We start from the raw sequence: 21,264 nt of genomic DNA, 5'->3' as shown, positions 1-21,264 counted from the left end.
TTATTATATAGCTCTGTAATGTCCGTACAAATACTGCTAAGACCAGGGGCAATTACATAATAAGTAGGAAAGCCCAAATACGAATTATCCCTTATATACAAATTACTACCTAAATGTTCAATTAGCTTACAACCATACTTTAAATCAACTAAATTATCTATCCCTAATGATTCATTAAATCCAGAGAAATGATACGATGGACGTGCAAAAAAAATAGATTCTGGCCAATTCCCCGTTCCATTTTGGAGCATTTTTGAATAACATTCATAATCATTACTCGTCTCTTGTTTCAACAAAGGAAGTCCAATAAAACCGTGCTTTGATTGATATACCTCCGTTAAACACCTCTCAAGTGCTATAGCCGGAACAAAATCTGCTCCTAATTTAAAATTATATGTATTATTTTTGTGATTAATGATTAACAATCCTATTACAGGTAATCCTTTCCCCAAAGAACAATCTTTAATTATAAATTCATAGCCATAGCGTTTTCTTAATAGTTCCATTTTTTCATATACTACTGTATCTTTGAAAAGTTCAATGTCTAATGTGGGTGGCGTTAAGTGATTAAAAAATATTTGTGATGCTGAATATCTTTCAAAGATCTCACACATACCTTGGAGGATTGCTTCTGATGGAGTATTGCCTGCACACATTCCATTTGAGCCAGTTGTCATTAATGCCCAATTTATAGGATATAAGATTTCTTTTCTTTCAAATACAGAATATACTGGAATCATTAGAGCTTGCTCATCTTTCACAATTCTCTTTATTTCGCTATAAATGTCTTTGTCTTCCTCGATATGGTAAAACTTTTTCAAATCATTTCGAAAAGCTGCAATTACAGTATCAGCATTCCAGAATGTTTCATTTGCATCAAAAATAAAATCGCTCTGTAACTTTTGATCAAAAATTGCTCGCTTAATAGGAGATGTTTCATCATGAGTTTCTAAAATGTTTTTCACCACAAAATTCAGAAGTGTTTGATTATAAACAATTCCATTCTGTAGTCTTTCCATAAATTCAGCATATCCACTGGCAAGAGCATATTCATAAGAACGTCCTTTACCATTTGTTCCAATATCCAATACGGATAGAGAATCATTATTAACAGTTAATCGACAGGCATAAAGACCATCTTTGACGCATGAACTTTCTTTTAAAAGAATGCCTGTTTTATTTAAGATAACTCTGATTCTGTAAATAGTTTCTTCTGGAGAAACAGCTTTGTATTGTTTAAACTTCATCATAATTTAATTGAATATAAAATATCTTGAACTTATTATATTTTGTTGTAATAAATACATATACTTTGGCAGTATCAACTTAGTAAACTCACACATGCTATGAGGCTGAAATAGATCTCCAGTCCTATAATATGAGTCAGATGGACATTTGAATGGACATAGTCTGTTTATTTGGCATAGTTTACATTTCTCTATTGAGTTGTTATTCCTATGAGATAGTTTGGTAAAATTGTCATTCTTTATATTTTCAGTTGAAAAATCTCCAATTCGAATATTACCGAAACGAAAACTAACATCTCCTACAAACTCATCACATGGATATATGTCACCATTAACATCAATGGCAAACAAGTTTTTTCCAGCACTACATGGTGTTGAGAAACATGCTCCCAGTGGCTTATGAGATAAACTATATATTAAAACACTAATTGTTCTTTCTGATATATAATCCTCCAAAACATGATGTGCATTATAATCATTTATATAACAAGCAAGTTTTATATAAATATCAACAAGCTCATTTACTAATACCTCGGTATTCTTATCAGCACCCCGCCCCTTAGATAAAAAGAAATTGAACCCAAAGTGTTTTACTCCTTTGTCAACAAAAAAAATTACACTATCAAACAAATCTCTATAATTTTCTTTTGTTATAACTGATAAAAGGCCAATTAATATATTGTTATGCATCAATACATCAATATTATCAAGAACCCTTTTTAAAAAATTATTATTGTCTTTGCCAAATCTATTTATGTTCGCTTGTTTATTAAAGCCATCAAGACTTATTCCTATTTTAATTTTATTGGATTTAACGAAATTAACTATTTGCTTGGTGATTAAAATTCCGTTTGTCTGTATTGAATAAGAAATGTTCTTAAATCTACTATTTAGTTTTATTATCATTTCAACAATATTATCCCAACACAATAAAGGTTCTCCACCATGAAACACAATGGATATTTTTTGGTTTTCATTATTTCCAACCAACTTCGTAATATCTGCTATTATAGAAGCGGGAGAGAACTTTACATATGTTTTTTCATTAGAGTATGCATAACAATATTTACAATGTATATTGCATCCATTCGTTGTATTTATAATTATTGTTATGACTCTTTCTGCTTCCCTAATTACTTGCTCTGTATAATATGATTTATTGTTAATTTCAAGAATCCCTTGATGAAAAAGCGTTTTCAATAATGATAAATGAGACTTGCTCAAATGTAAATCTCGAAAGTGAATCGTTTTACCAACAAACATTGAAACAAAATCTATATCTTCAGCACTTATTACACTCCAACATCCATTAACAGGATTCACTATATAAAACAGATTATAATCAACTATTTCGCGAATAGAACATGTTTTAGCTATTTTGAAAAAATACTCCATAAAAAAGATTTAAAATGATAGCAAATTCCTAAAGCATTTCTGCTCAGACAGAATTTGCTATCACATTTTACTCATTAAAACGATTTACTCCAAATAGTAACAGTATGATCTTTGTCTATATTTGTAGCACTTGACAAATTGTTGTCTTCATTCGCTACAACAGGAGAAACACCACCTACGACCTTAATAGATTCACTGTCTTCGAACTCATTCCATAACGATGCAGCATCGTCATTTACTAAAAATCTTTTCTTCATAATTGAAAATTTTTAAATTAAACATTGATTATTACTCACTAGGACTAATGTCCAAAGCGAGATGTGTCTATATTTTTTCCTTTTGTATTTTTAAACCCACCAAACTTGTAAACTAATTTAGCATATACAGTTCGGGAATAAAAACAATTATCCGAAATAAGATTTTGGCCTTTGTAGTCAACTGTTAGTTTTGGTGATGAAGTGTTGAAAATGTCGTTACAATATACACTTAAAGACATTTTCTCTTTCGCAAAATTCCACTTTATCCCAGCGTTTACAGAAGATATTATGCCAACATCAAAAGTTCCTTGTATAACAGGGGATTGAACATTAGCATTCAACTCGAACAATAAATTTTTATTTACTATAAACGTATTGTCTATGCGCCCCATAAAAGCGAGCTTTTCTCGATTAAAGGGTATGTTAAAAAAATTATCACATCGTTGATGTAGATACATTCCAACTCCTGTTAATCTTGTTTCCAGCCATTTACTGATGCTTATAGGCACTATTATGTTAATACCCGCATTTTGCATATAATTCCAATTCATGCTTTTATATATCAAAGCAAGCCTTTCTGTAGATTGATAAGGAACTTGAGCAAAGAAATCATTTGTATATGAATAAAAGGCTCCTACTATATATTTTTTGTTATAAATGTATGTTGCATTCAAATTATAATTCGTAGAAGGTCGTATTCCGGGGGAACCTTGAATTTCAGAATAACCGTCAATATAACTTACCGAAGATAACATCGACCAAAACTTTGGATATGTTTTATCTGTTGATAATCCCAATTGATAAATGTGTTTTGAGTCTTTGGCATAATTGATAGAACATTGTGGGTATAAAGCCCATTTTTGGTAGTCTCCTATTTTATAATACTCACCCTTTACCGAAATACTAAAAGAAAGCCCTTTTTTAAATTGTTTAGAAGTAGAAAAGTAAAAATCTGTTTTGTATTCTTTTAGTTTGGAGTCTGTGTTCTGTACTTGATTTGCGGTTTCCGCTACATGATAAAATTGATAATCCCTATCGTATGAATAGGTGTAAGATACCCCATACCCGATAGTCCATCCATTTTTAATGGAATGACTTTGGTCTGCATATATTGCATATCTGTCAATTGTTTGCGCACTTTTGGAAGCAATCTTACCTATAGCTCCATTATTATAATCAATATTAAGATTTTGTCGGTCATCCGAATTATAATGCGTATAATCAATACCTACAGACAACCCTATTCCCAATTTTGAGTTTAACGCAATATTATGCATATTGGTGTTTGCGTCCTTATTACTAAAGCTGTTCTGGAAATCACCAACAGTATGGCTCTGATTTTTTTTATCGGGTGAAAACATCGCCGTATAAGCAACATTTATATCATTCTTATCATTGAATTTATAATCAAATGATGTTCTTATATCGTGTTCCCAATATTTACTGCTTATTCTTTCCGTTTGATTTATATCGTATAACACGTCATGTAATGTATGGTGAGATTCTATTTCCGAGTATTGCATATTTTTCTTTCTATTGATTCCATACATAACATCTAATGTCGTTTTAGGTGTGGCCACTCTTAGGTTTGCGTTTACTCCGCCATCACTAAAATATTGATTTGCATAATTTGCCGCAATTTCACCTTCAACGCTACTATTTTTAGGACGTTGCATAACAAGATTGACGACAGCACCATTGACGTGATATTGGGGTGGGGCATTATAAATAATTTCAGCCTTTTCAACTCGATTCGCAGGCATGTTGTTAAGCATAGTATATAGTTGATCCATTGTTAGAGTGGAAAGTTTTCCATCTATCATGACTGAAACCTTATTGGCTCCAATGAGTGATATAGATGAGCTTGTTGAAGATATACCAGGTAGTTTATTCAATAAATCCCAAACATTATCTGCAATTTTATTTTGGATTAATTTTTTCACATCATAGATAAATTTACCATCCTCCACTTTTGCATAAGTTTTTTTAGCGGAAACAACTACTTCGTTAAGAAATTGTTCCGCTGAGGTCATTTTTATCATTCCTACATTACCATTATGAAATGTTTGTTGAAAGGTTTTGTAATTGATATGTTGTATTGTCAAAATAAATGGAATAGTATTTTTAGAAAATGAGAATGTCCCATCTTCTTTTGAAACCACTGCCTCAACAAAAGTAGAATCTACCGTTTGCAAAACAATAGTTGCACTGGCTATAGGAGTAAGAGTCGTGTCAACAATCTTACCGGCAATCTTTTGTGCCATTGTATTCAATGTTCCAATAAAGGCCAAAATAATAAAGATTACTAATTTTAAATTTGTTTGATTTTTCATATGGTTTCTACCTGTTGGCGGAATTAATTTAGTGCATACTTAATTCTGCCAATGGGCTTGTCGTTAATGAAGTTTACGTATTGCAGAATGGTAAGTGCACTAATTTTGCCAATGATTCTGGCAAACAAACCATTCGTTATTTTCGCGTAGTTCCTGATGACCAGGAACTGGTCTGTAAGTTGAGAGAATATTGTCTCAATCCTCTTTCTTGCCTTTGCAAACGGAATGAATGTTGGTTTCCAATCCTTTTGGTTGAGCCGATACGGACACTCCAGTCTTATGTGTGCGGTTTCGAACAAGTCAAGCTGTACGTCAGCTCCAATATACCCTTTGTCACCATAGATGCTACAGTCGTGATAAGTATGTTTTACATCCTTCATATAATGGAGGTCAGCTACACTTGCCTTTGACAGATCATAGGAATGGATAACTCCACTTAACCCACAGAGAGCGTGTAACTTGTAACCAAAATAATACGTGTTCTGCGAAGCACAGAATCCGAAGTCGGGAGCTTGAGAGAAATTTCCGGTACGCCCCATCTTGCAACGTTTTCCTCTTGCAACCCTACAAACCTCTATCGGCTTGGAGTCAACAAAGAATTGTTCCTCTCCGCCATCCATTTCCATGGCAATCCTCTTGCGCAGTTCCTCACACAGGCCTGCCGTTTTCTTCCTGCGGTCATTGAACTGTCTCCTTGATATGAGATTGGGAATGCTGTCCTTGTATTCTTGCAATTTATAGTCGAACAACCACTTCTCACTATCAATGCTCTCGGTCTCTGCCGTCAGGGATAGCGCCACCACTTCCAAATCCGAAAACTTGGGAACAGGACCACGACGTGGAACATTACCAGATTCGTTGATGAGATTTTCAGAGAATTGCTTGCATATCTCAAGTATTTTGACGAATTTTGTATAAAGGTTGTACATACGATGGTTTGAACTTAATGTTTTGATCACCACTAAGTTACTAAAAATCAGCGATATGTACAACTTTTTACTCATATTTATCAACTTAAATTAATTCCGCCAACGGGTATGGTTTCTATATATTTTTCATCGTTTCGATTACATTAATATATGCTGAAAAATGCTTTCTCCTTGCGAATGAGGGTAAGGCATAAAACAGACAACTAATAACAATATAAGGAATATAGCAACGATTATCACCGTTCCCCATCTTACAAGCGATGGAGGAATTTCGCCTAAAAGGTTGCGAAACTTCTCTGAACGCAACTCTATATCAGACGAAGTGTTTTTTTTAGTGTCCATCATATCTATTCTTCAATTATTTCTTTAAAATTACACCAATTTCGGGTGTTTCTGTACAACTCAGCAGTACCTTGGGGCACAAAAAGTGAACATCCTTCAGTTTTAGGTACTATTTTTATTTCAAGAGGATCCAACCATTTAAGATGGAGACGTGAAACAGAACAACCTAAAAAAGCCTCACTTGATACATTCATTACAGTTATTGGAATATTCAAGTCCTTCAATAAAGATCCAGTCGTAAAGGCTTGGTTTCCTATTGATGAAAGATTCGAATCAGCATTAATTTGTATTTCTTCCATCCCAACGCAGCCATAGAATGCCATGCTATTAATTTCCTCTACAGAATTGGGAATTTTAATTTGTTTCAAATTTTTACATCCCTTAAAGGCTGAAGCACCTACGATTTTCAAACTTTTGGGAAGAACTACTTCCTTGACATTAACGGCATTTGTGAACACGCCAGAGGGAATTTCTGCATATAGAAAGATTTCTTCGTATTTTTTCTCAGGTTTCCATCCGTAGTATTCAAATGGATTTCCTAAACCGGCAACTATAGAACATTCAGAGAGGTCAATACTTACAGGATTTTGTAAATTGTTGTTTTCTTGTTCTGAGAACAAACTTCTTATTACCGGGAAATCAAGGCCATTAATCGGACCAACAACTTTAAAAGAACGTATGCATTCAAGATTGCCGACATTATTTCCCAAAAGAATCTGAAGACTACCTGGCTTATCGACAGATATTTCAACCTTGTTTTCAAATGGTGCAGGCTCTTGAATAAGACAAGGACCACAACCTTTTATCACAGGACGACCATTGATTTTAAAATCCAGAGATGCAATACGCCCCAATCCTTCGTTCTTTTCAAGAATCAAGAATACATCGTATTCATTCTCATTGACCGCTTTAATTTCTTTGATTTTTATCCAGTCCGCATTTTGTGGATAGATTTCGGCAGCCGGAATAGAACCAGACTGTACCCTTACTCTAATTTCTCCACTCTCATAATTATGGCTATAACAATCTTTTTCCGGTATAACATTTGGAACTCCTTCTTGGGTTATGGGAATAATGATTCTTTCTCCTTGGGAATACACAACCACATTTCCTTGTCTTGAAAAAATTTCGGAATTCTCCAAAACACTGACACATAGTTCTCCAACACCATCTGTCAAAGATAGTGAAACGTCAATCCATGATTCGTCCGAGGACACAGAAACATCTGAGTATATAGAGGTAAAACTCAAAATTACTTCCGCCTGATTGTGATTAAGATTAATTCCTTCCCTTACAATAACCAATGCGTCCTCAGACCATGATATATTTTCAATTTCATTGTCATGGCATCCAGACATAAACAATGTTACTATGACGCCTAATAAATATTTGATCAATCTCATTGTATAGTGCGTTTAAGAGGAGAGACAAGTATTTGTCCCTCCCAAGTTATTATTTAAAGACCGATTATCGTATAATTCTGAAGTATCATCATGGAAATCTTACGCTTTGGTAATGACTCCACCCACTCACGTATTCCATAATAATCCAAAACATAATCTTCGTAATCTTCATCATAAAGATATGACAACGCTATTTTGTTGGTAGGATCATAAATATACCGCATATTAGAATTTGTATCTTCATACAGGTACATATTATCCTCATTAAAACCATTCATGCGAACACAAAGAGGTTTACGTACATTCGGATTATAAGTGGTATTGTAATTTGTTGAAAATTGCAGTCCCTGAAATATCGTTTTTTTCTTGGCATATATTTCCTGAACTTTGTTCATCATCGTTTGGTTATTGTTATTAGCACGAAGTTCGTTGTCTGTTGAGCTGTTATATGCTCCATCACTTAGAACAATTTTGTCTCCTTGGCGTGTGGTCATCACAGCTGCCACCTCATATAATTTTTCACCAGATGATGTTGTTCTTGCTAGCACCTTTACTATCTCGAATTTTGGATCTTGAACTTCATCTAAAGATTCAAGAAAGCCGTTTGTCGTGTCATCCATTCGGAATTTGAAATTTTTCTCCAATACAAAATCTGACATTGGATATAATCCACATTCCTCTTCATTATAACCTGATGTTATATCTATCATAGTATAAGTATTACTATTATTCAGTGAATTTAACCATGGAGTTAAATCTATCGACAGGTTATCTAACTTCGTAGGTGAAACTATGGTCTGCAAAGTAGGTGTTCCTCCAAATGTTTGAATGTAGATTTCTGTATTTTCTGTTTCATACTGAGAAGAGCTACCGGATCCTGTATTTTTCCCAAAAGAAAGAGTTCCTGATGCAGAATTGGAATCAGATCCGGATTTCCATGAGAAAGAGGCATTAATATCTTTTGTCAACCCCTTCTCTCTTGACTCGGAATCAGATCCGGTCTCAGACTTTCCTGCATAAAAAGCTGTAGCCTTACCTCCAGTAATATAACTACGGAGTACGAATGGCCCATAAGAGTCTATCAGGTTTCCTATTGTCCCACGATATAAATCAGTAAGGAATGTTTGGCTCAAGCATTCACGGGCATAAATTTTCCTTTTATCTATCGTTGATAATAATTCATATTGACTTCCTTTAACTTCTATATTTAATTCGCCATAAACACATTTTAAACCAAAGGAAGAGGCTGATTTAAAAAGTTCAGTCATCTTCTTTTCTCTTCCAATTTTGAAAAGTCCTACATTCAGACTAAAACCACTCTTTACTGTTTTTGATATTTGGCTGTTCGTTTCATATCTCGACATTCCATTATAAGTAAATGAATAAGCCGAAGAAGACCTCAAAGGTTTCGCTGTAATCAATGAAGAATATTTAGCTTTAATTCTTCCAAGATCAAGAACAGGAAACTTTACATTTTCTATATCACCAAGTATGGAGTTCCCAATTGTGTATGAATATCCAAGCATCAATTCAGAGTCTCCTATCAAACCTCCATTATTAGAACCACTTCTTGTAGCGTTATTGTCTAATGCTTTGAGTGGAAGTTTTTTGACATGCGGTACCGAAACTTGCCTGTCCTGAAGAATAATATTCTCAGTATTATCATTGCAATCCAATGAAGACATATAATTGTCATCATTGGTGCAGCTTACCATTAAAAAAATGGATATAACTACCGTTAATATGCTTTTAAGTCTATTCATAATTGTGGATTTATAAGTATTAATGAATCTTTCTTTATAACAAACATAGGCTCTTTAAGGATGATATCTCCGTCTGAACCAATAGGTGTATAGGTAATTGTCTCCTCGGGGGCTATTTCTTCCGGATTCTCTACAATACTACCAGACCAAGTACCTTTTAAAATACATTCTCTTCGGTTTCCTCCTTCTTCATATACCGCTTTAGCAGTATATTTTACAGTTACGTTGTATTTTACAAATTTCAGAGTGACTTTAGCTATTGAAGATGGATTACAGCGAATAGGATGACTATATTTAATAGGCCTATCTATATATTGGGTATTAGTGTTGATGAAATTAGCATCAACAGGACTGTCTGGTTCTGGTGAAATTACGATACCAGCAACAACAGAGGGACGTTGAAATTTTATGTCTTGATTACTGAAGTTAAGATTCACATTCCACGTGTTACGATTAAAATAAGAATTTTCAGTCTCATGAAAATCAAAAGGAACATTTATTTCTTTTTGTTGAGACGATGTATTTTTTACAGTAACCGTTTTTGTGAATGAGGATTGGGAAACTGTAGTTGAATTCACATCATATTCCAAAGAATAAATTTCAAATTTCTTGTCAGGAGTGATTATAAACTCTTGTTGCGCTTTGTTAGAAACTCTTTTTGCGTAGCGAATTTTATTGCCGCTTACAGCCTCTAAAACATAATAGAAGATTGACCATGAATTGTTTGGGTCTGATTGTCCAAGATAACTCTCGCTTTGAATTGCATAATAGTTTTTGTATGAATCGGATTTCAAAAGGTCCCAACCACAACCCATCAAAGAACCACTATTGTCTTTCGATGCCATTAAAATCTTATCATCAGGTTTGTTGGTATAGTACCCAACAGTCAGAGGTGTCCCGGATGCTTCAGAATAGATTAAATATGGAACTCCTGCTGAAGGAGGTAGAACCTTTATGTAGAAACGATTTTTAGTTGCATCATTAGAATTGTTCAATATAACCTCTTTTCCCTTTCCATCACAATAAAGATTGACATATTCGTTAGTTGAACCACTTGTAGCCTTAGCACGAACTTTTATCGTAGCAGGTAATTCGCGGATGGCGTACATATTGTCCCAGAATGTATCATCGTATAAATCTTGGTTAGAGATTGGAAGATTTTTACGCTGTGAATGAAGCTGTTCATATAATTCTTTCATTCTCATCATATCATCAGACATAACGAGTTCTTTTGGATTTTCCAAAGAGACAGAATCTTCTAAGATCGCACGAGTTTGAGGCATTTGTACCTCAGATTTTTCAAGAGAGGATACAACATCCTCCATGGTGTCAGTACATCCGCTAAAGAGCGTGATTGCACACATAGCTAAAATTAAAAATTTTGGTTTCATATCATGTTATTTAAAATGAATTAATATCTAATTATTTTTTTTAAGTTATAAGCCTCATTTCAAAGAATAAAGCTATAAATAATCTCAATGACTTTACTGCCAAGTTGTTGGTGACCTTGACTTATGATTGCCAGTGTGCAACGACATTGCTATACAAGAATCATTAATGTCAAAGCTTAGTCGCATAATTTTACACATGACAGAAATTAAAAGATTCAGTTCCATATTTTAACAATTAATTACCTAATTCAAGTTGATTCTTAACAAGATTATAGTATCTTCCTCTCTTTTCAATGAGAGAAGAATGATTGCCGGCTTCGACAATCTTTCCACCATCTACCACTACGATTTGGTCTGCGTTTTTAACCGTGGATAGTCGATGTGCAACCACTACAACTGTACGACCTTTGTAAAATTCATCGAGGTTCTCGACTATTGCTCTCTCATTTTTTGCATCAAGGGCATTGGTGGCTTCGTCTAAAAATATGAAATCCGGATTCTTATAAACTGCGCGGGCTATGAGTACACGTTGTTTCTGACCTTGGCTCAGTCCAACTCCGTCACGTCCGATAATAGTGTTATACTTCAGCGGAAGCCCCATGACATAGTCATGGATATTTGCAATTTTCGCAGCTTGTTCAAGCTGTTCCACATCTATCTCACCATCATCGACAGCAATATTCCGGGCTATGGATTCAGAGAATATCACTCCATCCTGCATTACTACTCCACAATGGCGACGCCACCATTTGAGGTTATATTCGTTGATATTACGTCCGGCAATAAAAATTGAACCGTTCATAACTCGATAATAACCGAGCATGAGTTTAATTAGTGTGGTCTTTCCACTTCCTGATGCTCCTACTATGGCAGTCACTTTCCCTTCTGGAATGTCAAAAGATACGCCCTCAAGTGTTTTCTTCAAAGCATGAGGGTCGTATTTGAAATCTATGTTCTCAATTTTGATTGACTTTTCTTTATCAAATGATTTTGCCTGATTTTCTTTTGATTCTTCATTCTTACCTTCGTGAATCTCGTTAATTCTTTCAAGAGAAATTTTTACATCCTGCAAAGAGTATATAAATGACATAAACTGCTCGACCGGAGAGTTAAGCTGCCCAACGATATATTGGATAGCAAGCATTGCGCCCAAAGTAATCTGGCCGTTTATTACAGCAGTTGCCGCAAAAACGGTTATCAGTATGTTCTTGATCTCGTTAATGAATACAGAACCTGCCTCCTGTGTCTGTTGCAGTTTCAACGACTTCATTTGGACATTAAACAAGTCTGCTTGTGTATCTTCCCATTCCCACCGTCTGCGCTGCTCACAATCCTGCAACTTTATTTCCTGCATTGATGTAATGAATTGGTATGTCTTATTTTGATTAATCGCTTGCTGCTCAAATATCTCATAATCAATTACTTTGCGACGCCGCAGAAATGAGAATATCCATAATCCGTAAATAATGCTTCCCATAATAAAAACGCCAAAAATTACTTTGTTATATATCAACAGAACAATACCAAATATAATGAAACTCAAAAATGTGAAGATAACATTCAGAACTTGCCCTGTGAGGAAATTCTGAACACGCGAGTGGTCTTCAATACGTTGCAATAAATCTCCCATCAGTTTTGTGTCAAAAAAAGCCATAGGTAATTTCAACAACTTGACAAAGAAATCACTTACTAATGAAATATTTATCCGCATGGAAATATGAAGCAACAACCAGCGTCGTATAAAGTCCGTGGCTGTACGTCCAATAACAATCATAAGTTCTCCTAACAATACAAGCCAAATAAATCCAATGTCATCGTATTTTATGCCTATATCAACGATTGATTGGGTCAGAAATGGCATGATCAGTTGAAGTAAACACCCCAATAAGAGACCTAAGATAATTTGAATAAGATTTGTTCTATATTGCAGTAAGTAACCAAATAAAAATTTGAAAGAACGTCTCTCTTCTTGCACTCCCGCAACATTTCTTTCTCCAAATTTTTCTGTGGGTTCAAGAATCATAATAATGCCTTTTTCTTCTCCATTCAAAGTTGAACTAATCCAGTGCTTCTTAAACTCCTCCAATGAATAGCACATTAATCCTTTACCAGGGTCTGCTATATAGAATTTCTTTTTGCTCTTTACTTTGTATAAAACAACGAAATGGTTTTGATTCCAATGCAATATGCTTGGCAGAGAAATGGTGACTAATTGCTCAATAGAAGCCTTGCCGTATACTGAATTGAATCCTATTTTTTCTGCAGCGTTTTTTATTGCGAATAGCGACACACCTTCAGTTGAAACACTACATAGCTTAGAAAGTGCTTCAATACTATATGCGTTTTTATAATATTTGCAAATCATTGCCAAACAGGCAACTCCGCATTGCATTGCATCCAATTGTTTAACAAAATGAAATCTCATTTTTATTATTTAGCAGTATTAATATTAATCAAACCTGAATCTTTATCAGAGTTACTGATACGCTTTCCTACGTGACCACGAGATTTGCCTTTGTAGAAATAGTAGGTGAATTTCAAGGATACGAGATTCTTGAAGTTGTTCCACTTAGTTTCTTCCGAATAGCTGAAGCCGTTGATGTCAGCATAGATTTTTGATGGATTCGGATTGTAAATATACTCCAAGCCTACTGACATTGATTTGAATTTGTAAAGTATCGAAGCACTCATATTGAATCCCATACGAGTGTGTATGTCACCATCGACCAATGTCATCGGCATGTTGCCGTTCCACATAAGCTGCCAGTTCTTTGGCAGGAACTGAACACCGATGCCGGCATTATGGAGATTATGCTTCACAACCTGATTAGGTGTTCTGTATGTTGAGTATTCATAGTTGTAGAATGGTTGAATGACAAACCAGTTGACAGGCTTATAGTTCAACGACAAAGAAGCTCCTAATGAATGAACATTATCAATTTTCGCCATCCGGAGGATAATATCGTCACCTTCGGTAAACAATACAGGCATATTCTTATTCGGATAATACGAATAGGTCACAGACGGGGCAATGTAAAATTTCCCGTTGTCAGAAGCATATTGGTAGTTAAGGTTGGCGTAATAGTAATAATACGGCTTCAGTGCCGTATTCCCTTGTGAGTAGAAATGTTCGTCAATTGTCACAATACTATTGGTCAGATCTCCGACATTTGGAACTGATGAGTTTATGGCGGCGGTAAATTTCATTGCTGAATGTTTGTTATATTGAACATTCAAGACCACTGACGGACGGAATACCAGATAATTGAATCTTTCGTTTGTCGCAGTCTTATAATGATTGTTTTCCAACCCAAGACCTATGTTATATGAAAATTTGCCTATCGCATTACTATAATCGGCATATACATATTCTTTATGTGTGTCGATTGTTGAGTAGTCTGTGAAGTTATATTTTTGGTCCAGATTCTTATATTGATAATAAGTTCCCAGATTGAAATCTCCGTTCCATAGTTTATCGCTATACAGAGCTTCTGCAATCAAGGAATATGATTTGTTGTCGATATGGTTCTCAAACGTATATCCACCTGCGTTGTTTGCGAGGGTGTTATCCGAGTTTGAATGATGGTAGGTGTTCAATATGTTTATGGATAAATTCCTGTTCTGATTGAACATATACATATAGTACAAGTCAGCAGCAACGGAAGAATAATCACTTTTGAGACTTCTACTGTTGATTGGCGGATTGTCGTTTTGCCACATCAGTTCTTGTTCGTATTCTTGTTTGCCGGGAGATTTACGGTATTCGACTTTGGCATTGAAAAGATTCTTGCCTTGATAACGCTGATAGGCAATTTGTCCGATATGATATTGTCCGTTATATCTGCCGGGCAGTCCTCTGTATTCATTTGTTTTATCAGCATAGGAATACGTGTTATTCATCCGGTTGTCGTTCAACACACGATAATCTACGAAATATGCGGCTGTAACCATATTCAATGAGTCCATATATGCCATAGAGAGCATATCTGTACCATATCCAGTCGTAACACCGTTCTTTGTGTCAAGATAAAGACTATATAATTTATCTGTCTTTCTCTTTGTTTTCACATCAATCACTGCACCTATATTCTCATGAGCATATCGTGCCGGAGGTTCGCTATAAAACTGTATGTTTTTGATTTCATCAGCTTGCAGCATTTTCAGTTCCCGTGAGGAACGCCTCATTCCGTCTATCAGTACAAGAATACTTTTATTGTCCACCGTAACTAAAGCATCATTGCTGATATCTGTCTTGAATTGTGGCAGGCTGCCGATTGCATCCAAGGCGTTGTTGCCTACCTTTTTTGATGATTCACTCAGTGTCAATTGATTTTTATTGCCGAAAGTATTCAGGATTTGCGGAGTAACGACGACTTCGTCAAGAAGCATAGCATCATCGTTCAGAATAATATCTCCCAAATTACCAGGCTTACAAACTTGGTGCTTCTTTTCATAACCCATACAAGACAATTGGAGAATGTATTCTTTTGCCTCTTTTACTGTCAATTCAAACCGTCCCTCCATATCACTTGTCGTTCCTGCAATTTGTGTCGAATCGGGCAAATTCAAAAGCAAACAGTTAACTCCAGCAATAGGATTCTGTTCAACATCCAAAATCCTACCACTGATAATGGCTTGTGCATTTGCAATTTGGGCACAACCAAGCAACATAATCGAAAACAAAAAAATATATCCAAGCTGTCTCATATATGATTATTTTTGAATCAAAATCGAACAAATCAAGATTCTGAGCCAATCAATATTCTTCATTTGGTTGTCCAATTTTGATATTATATTTTATAATTAGTTCATTACTGATTAAAGATTACTTGCTTTCATTGCACATTGAATTAATGTAATTTACTAAAGCATCTTCTATCTTCATGTCCATTCCATTGAATTTACAATATGATGCGCTTCCATAATCGCGTGGACATATACCCATACATATTGGTAAATATTTGCAAGAGAGGCATTCTGTATTCTCAAAAGATTTGGCCTTGTATTTTTCTATAAAATCACTATTCCACTTGATTGAACCGTCATCATTTATGATTCCATGAGATTGTTTGTCATACAAATCATTACAAGCTGTACATTTGAGCACATCACCATTATAGTTAATGGCATTATAGTATTTCCTGTTGGCATAACATGGAACAAAATCCCAAACAAAGTCTAATCTATTTACTTTATAGCCAGATGATTCGAACAAATTCAATAATGTACTAACATTATTATATCTGTCTTTACTGACCGTTTCTTGCCATACTTTCTTTGGATTGATTTGAATTCGGCAACGATTTGCAGGAGAAATTAAATCGTTAACATCATCTACAATTTGATAGCTAAGATTTGATTCTGTATAATTTATTCTTAAGAGAATCTGTATGTCATCTAAATTATTTAGAATATTCTCTATGTTTTCTAAAACATGTACAAATGTCGATGCACAATTATGCTGAAATTTCACCTTGTCATGCTCTTGTTTCGGCCCATCCAGAGTTATTTGAAATCTTTTGAATCCTAGTCTTTTAATATCACAAATTTTCTCTGGGAAAAGGAAATATCCATTAGTAGTAGCACTTGCTATATACGGAATACTATGCTCTTTACAAATATGCTTGGCATATTCGCATACGGGATTAATAATTTGATTGAAGTACATAAATGGTTCCCCACCAAACCACTCTATTTGTAAAGACGTTATTTGTTCTACATTGACCATATAATTAATGTGTGCTTTGACAGATTCAATAGTCTCAAGCGACATTCGTGATGGGATATGATCTTGTATGCAATACCAGCATTTATAATTACAATTTAAGGTCGGAAGAATAATCAGCAAATAATCTTTCCGATTTATTCGTTCTTCATTTCTTGTTCTGATAACATCCAATTCGTCAGTATCATCGGGAATGAGAAATCCGCCGGTTGTAAGTTTATCTACAAGTACATTCGGCAGCAATGTTATTCTATTCGGAGTATTGATTATTGTCTCAATTTTACGACTTAAATCAATCGGCAAACTAAAATATTTGTGCTCTATTCCATTATACCAATAGGCTATATTCGTTCGCTCAATTATATAATTATATTTACTCGCTTTCATAATTGTTATTCTTAAAGTCGGGCTATCACATGATAGCCCGACCAATGTTAAGCAATCTCAGTTATTTGAAGGTTGGAATTGTCGGAACAGTAGGAACAGTAGGTTTAGGGCTCACGATAACAATATCACAAGCGCATCCTGCTACATTGTTTGAACAACCATTCTGAGTAACAGCAAGTTCTGCTATTCCACCTTTGACATTAAGTGCTTCTAACACTGACATCTCTTCAATTGAGAATAATTTCAGATCTTTCATGTTTCTTCTGATTTATATATTCCTACTCTTTTCGCTTTTCGGATTCCGCGCCTTTTATCCAGTTCGGTCTGTGGGATTATTGTCGACTTTAATCTTTCGTGTTATAATTTTTATCTTTAAGAAGGACTTTTGTTGAATCGCAGTATATCACACTCTCGGGCACGAAGAAGTCGCTTTGAGAGATGGATTTCAACTTATTATTAACGAATAGTAGTTTCGTTGATACTATAAATTCGCAATTAGCTACCGGCTTGGGCGATTTATATGACAAAACCACTATAGTATCATTGCCTGAAATCTGAGCATCGAACGAAAACGGTTGCCCGTATTTGGTTAGAATAGATTCTTTATCCATTCCAATATTCAGTTCTCCAATAGAGATAGATGCAGATGCACTATTTCTATATACACTACATGATGCCAATCCAATTACAGCAATAGTAACCAAGCTCAATATTCGCATGTTAATCGACTTTGACATAGCCATTAGAATTTGAAATCATCTCATCGGTAATTTGTATCTTTCTACTTGCTGATTTCGTTCCATTAATTTTATTAATGTTATTTGAACGCCAATTTGTTAAAACGATAGATTTGTTTATGCAATTATTATGATTTCTTGCTTTATATTGTTATGCAACCAGTAGCAACCCAATTATCACATTCTATACTGATGGAGAGTCGTCCATTATAATCTTCCGGAATATCCAATGTGGTATTAGTAATTGAAGAATAGGCAATAATATTTCCATTTTCATCACATAGGAATATTTGTACATCAATATCCACTGAACCGGAAATCTCTATTTGACGTAGTTCGTCGTCATAATATACATCAATAGGGATTCTCATAGGAGAACGATGAACTGTTGTGTTTTTGCCTTCGTGACCATACTTGTAAAAGTCCATATAGACTCCAGATTTTGCGGCATTGGCTTGAAGACATCCAATAATAATTAAAACTCCGAGGAGTGAGAGTAACTTTTTCATTGTTATTACTTTAATTGATTAAACTGATGCAAAATTACTGTAGAAAAAGTTTTCAACCAAGGGTAAAAGTTTGACAGTCAAACTTTTTACTACGCTGATAATCAATATATTGCAAATGGGGGGGGGTGATTGATTTCTGCGCGGGGGAGTCAAAAGTTTGACGGTTGGATACAATAGGTCTAAAAATGCTAATTAATTACAGTGCCCAAGAATTATATATTATTGTTCTCAAATCCGCTAAAAGAATAAAATTATGGACTATACTTTTCTCATGAGAACAAAATATCAGACTTACTCTATCGTTAAACGAAAATAGCATGAACAGCGAAAAATCTCATGATTTTTCAGATTCCGTTTAAGCGGATAAAGGGTCAGGATGCCCGTCATGGAAAGGAAAATAGTACGTAACAAATACAGAACTATATCGTATCACTTATACTGGTTTTATTGCGAGGTTTGAGAACTGATGATTCTTAGTTCTTTATTGATGGTTTCAACTATATAATGGTTAAAGATACTATGATCTTTATTTTTAAGCGACAATAAAAGTTTAACGTGGTAATTTTGTATTATATTGAATGATAATGTATTACTACTAAAAAATAGTCTATTTTTTGTACATTTATCATCAAAATCTGACACTTTGAATTGTATATAGGGACAAACTATAAAAAACAATCCATTTACCTGATTTAGTAGATAGGCTGTTCGGAACGTATAAAGTAATTATCTGATAGAACTACAGTTGTTTCATAAGTTTTCTAATGTAAATGCCTATGTTTGTTTGATGTTCATCAATATCAAGTTTCTTACGTACATCACTGCTAATATGATAATGCCTTTTCAGCTGCAGATATTCACCAACTTCCTTTCCACGGAGTCCAATCGCATAAAGACATACATAATTTATCTCTGATTCAGTAAGTTCATGTTGTTCAAGGTATTTAATAAATTTAGGATGGGAAGCCTTAAACGCAAGACGAGTGGTATTCATGAACTCGTCCTTATCTTGAATAATTTGATCTTTCCAAGTACCATACGGTTCTGCGTATGAGTCATTATCTGTGATACGTGAAGCCAATAACCCATTCAACATTTCTATTCTTATTTTGATAGCATCTTCAATGGGTTTGGCTAAATCTTTTTGTTTTTTCAATACTTCTTTAAGACTTTCACTTTCATTCTCAAGTTGTACAATTTTGAGCCGAAGGTTTTCTGCGGCCAAAGATTGACGTTCACACTCTAATTGAGCAGCCTGTTTCTCAAGAACAGCATTATGCCTCTCTAATTCGAGTTTTTCATTTGCTTGTTGAAGACTATGTCTTTCCAGTTCAATTTGACGACTTCTCAATTCAAGGTTTTCATTTTCTCTTTTGAGATTCTCCTGTTCCAGTTGTAGTCTTTGTTTCTCTTGGGTGTCTAACAAGCTTTTGGCCTTTCCCAGCCTATAGCGATAGTAAACATATCCGATGATAATCAGCAATACAAATACAATACATAAACTTAACCAAATAATTTTATCAACTCTTTGTTTTTCCATCAAATTATCTTTCTCCATTTCATGGCGTTCTTGGGCAAACAGCAGATCACGAGAAAAGATATTCATATGAATAGAGTCAATGGTGGTCGAAAACTTCCGATATGCCGTCAATGCTCCAGCAATATCACCTTGTGATTCCAAAATGTCAGATTGAATTGCCAGATATTTCAAAGAAGTTCTCACTTTTGAAGTAGAGTCTATTGAATCCATAAAACGGTTAGCATTAGAAGAATCACCTATTTTGCAATATGCCTCTACAATATCCAATTTAGTCTCGTCACTCAGATTCTGCATGTGTTCATAATAATGGAGAATATCTACAATATCTTCCTTATTACCAAATTTTAAAGCGTAAGAAAGGGCGTATGGAGCAATAACCATGCCTAACTCTGAATTTTGCTTTACTCGTTCTTGCGCGATTGACATAACACTGTCTGCCAGAGTTCTATCGTTGTTAAGAATACTACCGTCCAAGACATTGGCAAGGCAAGATATTTCATAATCTGGACGATTAATGGCTTTATATAATTTTGCTGCACCAAGATTATTCTTTATATAATCATCTATCTTATATGTCGAATACAGAATAGTCGCCTGAGCGACCATGAGGTTTGCCATAGCCAAGGTATCGGATGCTTCTTGACAAAATTCTTTTCCCCGCATGAAGCTTTGCATAGCTGCATCATCATCACCCTGATTCTGATAAATCCTACCTTGATAATAATATGTCCGTAGTCGCTCATCGGGAGTACCATGCTCAATATAATAATCAATAGCAGGTTGAAGGATGTTAAATGTTGTTGTATCAATATAGTTCTTGTCCAACGCCATAGATTTAAGCAGCGCATACCTGGCTGATGCTTCTTTTCCTTTTACATCAGAGACTGGGATGCCATCCAATACCGCAAGAGCTGAATCTGGCTTGGCATTCATAAGATTCTCTGCGATATCCATTTGTTTCCATGTTGGTGTGTGTCTTTCACAGGCAACCAACATAATGACAGAAATCAGCACAATAACTAGGGCTTTCGCATGAAGCAAATTGGCACAAGGAAGAATTTTGCCGTCAGCCATAGAAGAATTTTCTTCTGATGACAGCAAAAAGATGATATGTTGTATCTTATTTTTAATCATTGTCATTAACAAAATAAAGCCTTCTGTATTCACCTTCTCAGCAAGAATATTGCCAACAACGGTGATACTAAGGCGCAAAGGTACTATAAAATCTTCAGTCTGACAAGTTTTTAGCCGAATAAAATAACATTTGTTATCTGTTTTGTCCAAATTTGCTATATTATATATAAAT

At 34.8% G+C, this 21,264-nt stretch carries 14 protein-coding genes; all 14 read right to left on the bottom strand.

The genetic code is table 11. The features are described from left to right. Window positions 1-1,250 (bottom strand): YcaO-like family protein (locus tag CIL02_RS11730; RefSeq protein ID WP_094401908.1); only part of this gene is annotated, 1,250 nt, incomplete at its 3' end. A 3-nt stretch (window positions 1,251-1,253) separates the two neighbouring features. Next, window positions 1,254-2,642: a radical SAM/SPASM domain-containing protein gene (locus CIL02_RS11725; RefSeq protein ID WP_094401906.1), complete on the bottom strand. Its 1,389-nt coding sequence runs from the start codon at window positions 2,640-2,642 to the stop codon at window positions 1,254-1,256. A gap of 74 nt (window positions 2,643-2,716) precedes the next feature. After that, window positions 2,717-2,899, bottom strand: a complete 183-nt coding sequence (locus CIL02_RS11720; RefSeq protein ID WP_094401904.1) for a hypothetical protein — start codon at window positions 2,897-2,899, stop codon at window positions 2,717-2,719. Between the two features lie 44 nt (window positions 2,900-2,943). Beyond that, window positions 2,944-5,232 carry an outer membrane beta-barrel family protein gene (locus CIL02_RS11715; RefSeq protein WP_240513672.1) on the bottom strand — a complete coding sequence of 763 codons (2,289 nt, stop codon included), beginning with the start codon at window positions 5,230-5,232 and terminating at the stop codon, window positions 2,944-2,946. Window positions 5,233-5,255: 23 nt separating this feature from the next. Beyond that, window positions 5,256-6,236: an IS982-like element IS1187 family transposase gene (locus CIL02_RS11710; protein WP_094401902.1), complete on the bottom strand. Its 981-nt coding sequence runs from the start codon at window positions 6,234-6,236 to the stop codon at window positions 5,256-5,258. 272 nt (window positions 6,237-6,508) lie between these two features. Then, window positions 6,509-7,906, bottom strand: coding sequence for a leucine-rich repeat protein (locus CIL02_RS11700; protein ID WP_094382715.1), 1,398 nt, complete (start codon window positions 7,904-7,906; stop codon window positions 6,509-6,511). A gap of 53 nt (window positions 7,907-7,959) precedes the next feature. After that, entirely contained in the window at window positions 7,960-9,669 is a 1,710-nt protein-coding gene (locus CIL02_RS11695) for an MAC/perforin domain-containing protein (protein WP_094401898.1), read from the bottom strand. Continuing rightward, on the bottom strand, window positions 9,666-11,060 hold the full coding sequence (locus CIL02_RS11690) for a hypothetical protein (protein WP_094382717.1): 1,395 nt from the start codon (window positions 11,058-11,060) through the stop codon (window positions 9,666-9,668). Before CIL02_RS11690 ends, CIL02_RS11695 begins: the two co-directional genes overlap by 4 nt. A gap of 235 nt (window positions 11,061-11,295) precedes the next feature. After that, window positions 11,296-13,485: a peptidase domain-containing ABC transporter gene (locus CIL02_RS11685; RefSeq protein WP_094382718.1), complete on the bottom strand. Its 2,190-nt coding sequence runs from the start codon at window positions 13,483-13,485 to the stop codon at window positions 11,296-11,298. 5 nt (window positions 13,486-13,490) lie between these two features. Next, entirely contained in the window at window positions 13,491-15,767 is a 2,277-nt protein-coding gene (locus tag CIL02_RS11680) for an outer membrane beta-barrel protein (RefSeq protein ID WP_240513671.1), read from the bottom strand. Between the two features lie 118 nt (window positions 15,768-15,885). Further along, window positions 15,886-17,172 carry a radical SAM/SPASM domain-containing protein gene (locus tag CIL02_RS11675; RefSeq protein WP_094382719.1) on the bottom strand — a complete coding sequence of 429 codons (1,287 nt, stop codon included), beginning with the start codon at window positions 17,170-17,172 and terminating at the stop codon, window positions 15,886-15,888. A gap of 61 nt (window positions 17,173-17,233) precedes the next feature. Further along, window positions 17,234-17,428, bottom strand: a complete 195-nt coding sequence (locus CIL02_RS11670; protein WP_094382720.1) for a hypothetical protein — start codon at window positions 17,426-17,428, stop codon at window positions 17,234-17,236. Between the two features lie 624 nt (window positions 17,429-18,052). Next, window positions 18,053-18,418, bottom strand: coding sequence for a hypothetical protein (locus CIL02_RS11660; protein ID WP_094401893.1), 366 nt, complete (start codon window positions 18,416-18,418; stop codon window positions 18,053-18,055). A 739-nt stretch (window positions 18,419-19,157) separates the two neighbouring features. Continuing rightward, the gene (locus tag CIL02_RS11655) at window positions 19,158-21,242 is read right to left on the bottom strand and encodes a hypothetical protein (protein WP_170935085.1); all 2,085 of its coding nucleotides are present in this window, start codon (window positions 21,240-21,242) and stop codon (window positions 19,158-19,160) included. Window positions 21,243-21,264: the final 22 nt, after the last annotated feature.

Origin of the sequence: Prevotella sp. P3-122 (assembly GCF_002251365.1) — a bacterium.
Taxonomy (GTDB): Bacteria; Bacteroidota; Bacteroidia; order Bacteroidales; family Bacteroidaceae; genus Prevotella.
This window is presented reverse-complemented; position numbering and strand designations above follow the sequence as displayed.